The following is a 6,168-nucleotide window of genomic DNA, read 5'->3' on the forward strand; positions in this document are numbered from 1 at the left end:
ACCGCATTGAAGGACGGGGCGGCGACGACACGCTCTTTGGCTATGACGGCAACGACATCCTGATCGGCGGTGCGGGCAACGACAATGTCAATGGCGAAGCCGGCGACGATCTGTACGTGTACGACTCAGGTCTGGATACCTTCTACGATACGGCAGGTGCGGCAGACAGAATTCTTATTGCGGGTGGTCTGACCATCAATGACATCGCCGTATCCAACTACAGCACATACAATACCAAGATCGTCATAAACTCTGGCGTGGATGAAATCACCATTACCAATCAACGGAATGGTACAGACTATCAGGTCGAAACCATAGAGTTCGAGGACGGCTTCAAAACCGATCTGACCGGCTACAATAGCTGGCTCAACGGCACGTCCGGCAACGACATGGTTGCGGGCAATGCCAACGACAATACGCTGATCGGCTTTGCCGGTAACGACACCATCACCGGCGGTGACGGTGCCGATGATGCGCATGGCGGTGCCGGGAACGACTCGCTGGAGGGCAAAAACGGCGACGACCTGCTCTATGGCGGTGACGGCGACGACACGCTCTATGGCGGGGCCGGACTCGATACGATGCATGGCGGTGATGGCGCGGATACGTTCGTATTTGAAACTGCCAGCGCTTTCAGCGATATCGACGTGATCCGCGATTTCAGCGTCGCGGATGACGATGTGCTGGACCTGACGGATATTCTCGATGTGGCCTATGACCCGCTGACGGATGCTATTGCCGATTTCGTGCAATTCACGGAAAGCAGCGGCAGCACCTTCGTCGAGGTCGACCGCGACGGCACCGGTTCGACCTACAGCTTCGCGCAGATCGTGAAGCTGGAGAACGTCGTCGGCCTGTCTTCGCCGGAACTGCTCGAAACCAACGGCAACCTCCTGGCTGCCTAACGCTCCAGTTTTGAACCCGATTTTCTTCCGCCCCGCGCATCGTCGCGGGGCGGTTGCTATGGGGGGCAGGCTTTGTCCGTCCCATCCACTCCTTTCGCAAACGTCCCTCCGGTTTTTGTCCGCGTTCCTGCCGGACGGCGCCTGGCCGTCAATGGCCTGCCCGCACCACTCCCGGCTGGAGCCGGGACCGTGTGGTCCATGACGGCGGCGGCGGATGCCGTCCGGCCTTTCGTCCGCGTCCTTCGGGACGTCAACAACGAAAGGAGAAAATCATGGGACTCGATATGTACGCCTGCACCCTTCGCGAACCGCCCGCTGCGCCGGTGGATTTCAAGGCGGACGAGGTGTCGGAACTTCACTACTGGCGCAAGCATCCGAACCTGCACGGCTGGATGGAGCAGCTCTACCGCGAGAAGGGCGGCACGGACGACAGTTTCAACTGCGTCAACCTGCAACTGACCGCCGAAGACCTCGACCGGCTTGCCGCCGCGATCCGCGACCGCAACCTGCCGCAGACCGAAGGCTTCTTCTTCGGCGCTTCCGACGGCAGCGAGATCGAAGACGACCTCGCCTTCATCGCCAAGGCCCGCGCCGCGCTCGCCGCAGGCCTGACCGTCGTCTATTCCTCGTGGTGGTGACGCCGCCGCAAAAGCCGGACCGGCACATTCCGGTCCGGCTTCTTACTTGCCAGACGGTTCCGCATCGCCCTTCTTCTCGCGGAACAGCAAAGGGTGCGTTCCCCCTTCCAGATCAAAACGCTCCCTTTTGAAGTGCTGATACAGCGCCCGCCGCGCATATTTCGTCGCGGCCTGCCAATGCGCCGGGTTGTCGAGATCGATCCGCAGGCCGTCGAACGGCCGGGTTTCGGTCCAGGCGTCTGTCACCAGCGCCAGCCACGCGAACGTCGCGGCTTGTTCTTCTGTCAGGACAAATGCCGCCTCCCGCTCCCGGTCCGATTTCTCCCTCCATTCCGCGCGCAGCACATTGTAGGATTCAACAATTTCGGGACGGGTCGCTGCCGCCCATGCGGCGCGCTCCGCTGCCCGGGTCTGTTTCTTCTCTTGTTCCTCGCGCATCCATTCGTCAATTCGCTGGTCGAACTCGCAGGATGTAACCGCCATGCTGAATCCTTCGGCACCCAGTTCCTGCACCGTGCGTCCGGTCGCCGCCGCGCGGGCGAGCAGGGCATCGTCGATTTCAATTTCGATCTTCGCCATGGCGCTGCCTTCCCCTGATAATCCCTGAATTGCGATGTTCGATGGAATACGCCCGTCTCGCAAGTATCCGGTACGCGCAGATCAATTATTCATCGGGTGGGAGGTCGTCTTCGTCGATGCCCATCTCCACGCGGAAGCTTTTGAGGCTGGCATTGCCGTAGCGGAACCGCTCGCCCTGCATCACGACGTAACGCAGCTTTTCAGCCGTCGCGAGGGTCAGCAGCAGCGGCAGCGCGTCGGCGGGCATCGAAACCACGCCGTACATGTGGCCGCTGCGCAGGTTCAGATGGCCGACCGACAACGGCTGATTCCGCTCGCGCGCGCCTTCGTTCAACCGCTTGTCCGGCAGGAAATGCAGTTCCACCGTCTCGCATTTTAGCTTTGACGGGCGCAGCAGCTTCCCGCGCAGGTTCAGGTGGCGATAGTCGTCATACGGTCCTTCGCGCTCCGGCATGTTGCTGACCCCGAACCAGAGGCTCCAGTCCCAGTCTTCGACCGCAACGACATAGTAGACGATTTCGGCGCGGGGCCGTCCCCGCGCCCGTTTCCTGCGGGGCGGTGTTTTCGTCGCTTCTTTTGCCATGACGCAACTATACGGGCGCTGCCGTTTCCTGTCGCCGGGAGGGACGCACGGTCCTTATCCTGATCACTCTCTCACGCACGGAACGGCAATGACGACCGCAGCGGGGACACGAGGGACGCAAATGGTACCGCCTTCGCCGCCCTCAATCCGGCAGCGCCAGCGGGTCCGATCCTGCCGGGCCTTTTTCATCGGCGGGACGCTGATAGCGGCGACTGTGGCAGAGCAAGTTCCCTGTCGCGGTTCTGCGTGCCTGAAGCGCATCGACCTTTCGCAAAGGGATTTCCCTCGACTGATCACGCCACAAGCTGAGCCGGCGCGCGCCGGGTTCAAGGCCTTGCAGCCCTTGCAGGGTGACGCGCGGGTGTCCCCGCCTTTCGCTCGCTGCGCTCCCTGCAAGGCGGGCGATCCCCCTCCCGCGCATCAGCCGTGAACCCGTCGCTTATCCGCCTGCTCCCGGATGTGGCGTGTCGAGAAAAACCCAAGCGAAAGGAGCTTACATCATGGCACGTCAACAGAACCGCAACAGCAAACCCGCCCGTGAATCCCGTCCACCGGCGTTTATCGCCTGGCACGTCGATGAAAAAGGCGAGAAGAAATTCTGGACCCGCATCGGCGCGGCCTGGGACCACAAGGACGGCGAAGGCTTCACCCTCCAGCTCGATCTGGTCCCCGTCAATGGCGGTCGCATCATCCTCCGCACGCCGCGCGAGGACGAGGAAGATCAGGCCGAAGCCGATCAGCCTCAAACCGAACAGGAGGCGGGCGCGTAAGATACTGTAATGCGGTCTTCCGAGGCCGCATTACTATTCTTTCCCGATTTTCGTGAAGACGGCAAAGCTGCCTTCACGGTAAATTATGGACGTCAATAACAATAAGAATATGGAGCGCACAATGAAATATTACTGTGGTTTAGATGTTTCTCTTAACAAAACATCAATTTGCATCGTCAACCAGAACGGTGACCTTATCCGTGAGGGAGAAGTCCCCACGGAGCCGGAAGATATTCACGTCTGGCTGAGTTCCCTTGGTTTTCCGCTGGAACGGGTGGGATTGGAGGCTGGCTCCTTGTCTCCTTGGTTATGCCATGAGCTTCTCGGCGAGAGATGGCCAGTTATCTGCATCGAGACCAGACACACCAAGGCCGCGCTCAAGGCTCAGAACGTCAAGACGGATCGCAACGACGCCCGTGGAATCGCACACATCATGCGCACCGGTTGGTTCAAGGAGGTTCATCTCAAAAGCCACCAGAGCCAGAAACTCCGGGTTCTTCTGAACAACCGGCGATGCCTGCTGGACAAACGCCAGGATATCGAGCGGCAAATACGCGGGACGCTCAAGGTCTTCGGGCTGAAAGTCGGGCCGGTCAAGAGGTCCGCCTACGAGGACAGGATTCGGGAGCTAATCAACGATGACCGTGAATTGCAGGACTACATCCTTCCCATGCTCGACGCGCGACGGGCTCTAATCCAACAGCACAAGAATCTCGAAAAGCTGGTCCTGTCATATGTGAAGGAAGATGATGTCTGTCGCCGTTTCATGACCATGCCCGGGGTAGGGCCGCTTACGGCTTTGGCGTTTAAGACCTTCGTTGATCGGCCTGAGCGATTCCCGCACTCCAAGAATGTGGGGGCGGCGTTGGGGCTGACGCCGCGCAAATACGCATCCGGCGAAGTGGATTACGACGGCCACATCACCAAATGCGGCGACCGTTTCGTGCGATCCCATCTGTATGAGGCTGCCAAGGTCCTGATGAGCCGTACCGGCAAGCCCAGCTCACTGAAAAGCTGGAGTATGCGAATTGCCAGGCGCAGTTCGCAAAAGAATGCCTGTGTAGCCGTGGCGCGGCAAATCGCCGTCGTCATGCATGCAATGTGGCGCGATGGGACAGTGTTCCGGTTCAACACAGATCAAGACGATCCGTCCATAGCCGCGGCATAGGCGCAACTGGAAAAAGAAGTAGATAGAGTTTTTGGTCTTCTCCGCCGTCAGGTGAGGAAGCCGTCCGGCAGGACGGGAAGAACTAAGGTCAGAACGTAGGGGGCGATGCAGAGTGCTTTTCTGACAAAGCGATTACTGCGAGCGTAAGCTGGTTCGGCCTTAATCTTCGAATGGATAGTAACTTGGGGCAGCACTTTCAGAATCGCCAGCGGGCGTTTTGTGCTGACTCCGGAAAGAAGCATGATACCTGCCAAAAAGGGCGGCATTCCCGCAGAGCAACCGGGAAGGTCAGACAAGCTTTCTATGCATAGGGACTGCAATACTGACTGCAATCGGGATTTGATTGCAGGGGTGGTTCTTTTTGCTTGACTCCATACCGCATTAAAGAAGCGCCCCCTCACTTCCCGAAAGGAGGAAATAACATGAGCTGTTCCGTACAGATACTCGCCGCAAAATCCGCCCTGGCGCGCGCCGCCTGGGCCCGTGGGGTCGCCCCGTACTACGACGATGACGCTATCACCGACCTGCTGGTGGACATCCGTCACTGGTGCCGGGAAGCCGGGATCGACTACGCCGCATCCGAGCAACTGGCGTCGCGAATTTACCTGAATGAAGCCGGGAGCGCGTCATGACGCGCTCCTTTGATGCCCACACCATCGTCTGGCGCGGCGTCACCATCGAAATCCGTTACGAGGAACGATGGCTCGGGACCGAAGGCCCGTTCAGCACCGCCCATCTGGAGCTGCACGTCCTGTCCCCGGACAAAGCGCCGTTGCCCGTTACCGATACCGGCTACCGCTCGCACTTCATCGCGGCATCGGTGATTGCCGAAGCGGGCGGACCGGTAGCCTTCGTGCAGGCCTGGCTCGACCATGAGGCCGAGACCAAAGCGTGGAAAGAAAAGGAAGCGGCGGCGCGGCAGATGACACTTTTCTAGCCGCGCGCTGCGGACATGAAAACGGCGCGCCCCGAGCGGAGCGGGGCGCGCCGATCTCACTATTTTTCGCAATTACAAATAGCGGAAGATTTCATTCTTCTGGAAAGTAATATCATGAATTACTTGGTGAACTGTGTATTTAAGATGTATATCTAAATACCATTATGAATAAGCATAAGCAGACATGAGGTAAGTATGAATAAGAATGAGAAAGTCTTGTCCTGTGCGGGCGGAGCAATCATTACCGGCGCGTCTGGCGCTTATGCCGTCTCTTTGGTTTTCAATGCGGCCGCCCTTTCAACTATTGGCGTTGCTTTCGCTGCTACGGCGGCTGTCGCAAATCTCGCCATTTGTGGAGCTTGCCTCTATGTTGCGGCTCGTGCCATCAAAAGCGGTAAACCCGCGCCAAAGGACAGGCCCAATCGGGATATCGAGCCCTGACCCTTGGAATGGATGACGGCCCCCGGATTAGAGAAACCTGAATAGTCGCTATACTTTTGCGGACTTCGATTTTAGAGTCCTCTTGGAGGAGGAACCCCTCCGACTTCAGTCGGATACTGGCTTTAGCCTTAGACTCGGCCAGTAGCC

Annotated in this window: 10 protein-coding genes; 7 read left to right on the forward strand and 3 right to left on the reverse strand. The window is 58.8% G+C overall.

Going from position 1 to position 6,168, the window contains the following annotated elements:
• Positions 1-905 (forward strand): type I secretion C-terminal target domain-containing protein (locus tag L3X40_RS20555; RefSeq protein ID WP_237367244.1); only part of this gene is annotated, 905 nt, incomplete at its 5' end.
• A 272-nt stretch (positions 906-1,177) separates the two neighbouring features.
• A complete protein-coding gene (locus L3X40_RS20560; RefSeq protein ID WP_237367245.1) occupies positions 1,178-1,543 on the forward strand; it encodes a hypothetical protein in 366 nt (121 codons plus the stop codon).
• Positions 1,544-1,585: 42 nt separating this feature from the next.
• On the opposite strand, the gene L3X40_RS20565 is transcribed toward L3X40_RS20560, so the two are convergent.
• Both L3X40_RS20565 and L3X40_RS20570 read right to left on the reverse strand, forming a co-directional pair.
• A complete protein-coding gene (locus L3X40_RS20565; RefSeq protein ID WP_237367246.1) occupies positions 1,586-2,122 on the reverse strand; it encodes a hypothetical protein in 537 nt (178 codons plus the stop codon).
• Positions 2,123-2,207: 85 nt separating this feature from the next.
• Positions 2,208-2,705, reverse strand: coding sequence for a hypothetical protein (locus L3X40_RS20570; RefSeq protein WP_237367247.1), 498 nt, complete (start codon positions 2,703-2,705; stop codon positions 2,208-2,210).
• A gap of 500 nt (positions 2,706-3,205) precedes the next feature.
• Here L3X40_RS20570 and L3X40_RS20575 point away from each other — a divergent pair, with 500 nt between their 5' ends.
• The gene (locus L3X40_RS20575) at positions 3,206-3,475 is read left to right on the forward strand and encodes a hypothetical protein (protein WP_237367248.1); all 270 of its coding nucleotides are present in this window, start codon (positions 3,206-3,208) and stop codon (positions 3,473-3,475) included.
• Positions 3,476-3,596: 121 nt separating this feature from the next.
• Positions 3,597-4,643, forward strand: a complete 1,047-nt coding sequence (locus L3X40_RS20580; RefSeq protein WP_237367249.1) for an IS110 family transposase — start codon at positions 3,597-3,599, stop codon at positions 4,641-4,643.
• 47 nt (positions 4,644-4,690) lie between these two features.
• Here the strand turns inward: L3X40_RS20580 and L3X40_RS20585 are convergent, their stop codons facing one another.
• Positions 4,691-4,939, reverse strand: coding sequence for a hypothetical protein (locus L3X40_RS20585; RefSeq protein WP_237367250.1), 249 nt, complete (start codon positions 4,937-4,939; stop codon positions 4,691-4,693).
• Positions 4,940-5,065: 126 nt separating this feature from the next.
• On the opposite strand from L3X40_RS20585, the gene L3X40_RS20590 reads away from it, so the two are divergent.
• The 3 genes from L3X40_RS20590 (at position 5,066) to L3X40_RS20600 (ending at position 6,021) form a co-directional block, all read left to right on the forward strand.
• Positions 5,066-5,275, forward strand: coding sequence for a hypothetical protein (locus L3X40_RS20590; RefSeq protein ID WP_237367251.1), 210 nt, complete (start codon positions 5,066-5,068; stop codon positions 5,273-5,275).
• Positions 5,272-5,580: a hypothetical protein gene (locus tag L3X40_RS20595; RefSeq protein ID WP_237367252.1), complete on the forward strand. Its 309-nt coding sequence runs from the start codon at positions 5,272-5,274 to the stop codon at positions 5,578-5,580. Before L3X40_RS20590 ends, L3X40_RS20595 begins: the two co-directional genes overlap by 4 nt.
• Before the next feature lie 195 nt (positions 5,581-5,775).
• Positions 5,776-6,021: a hypothetical protein gene (locus L3X40_RS20600; RefSeq protein WP_237367253.1), complete on the forward strand. Its 246-nt coding sequence runs from the start codon at positions 5,776-5,778 to the stop codon at positions 6,019-6,021.
• Positions 6,022-6,168 lie beyond the last annotated feature (147 nt).

It is taken from the genome of Rhizorhapis sp. SPR117 (assembly GCF_021742065.1).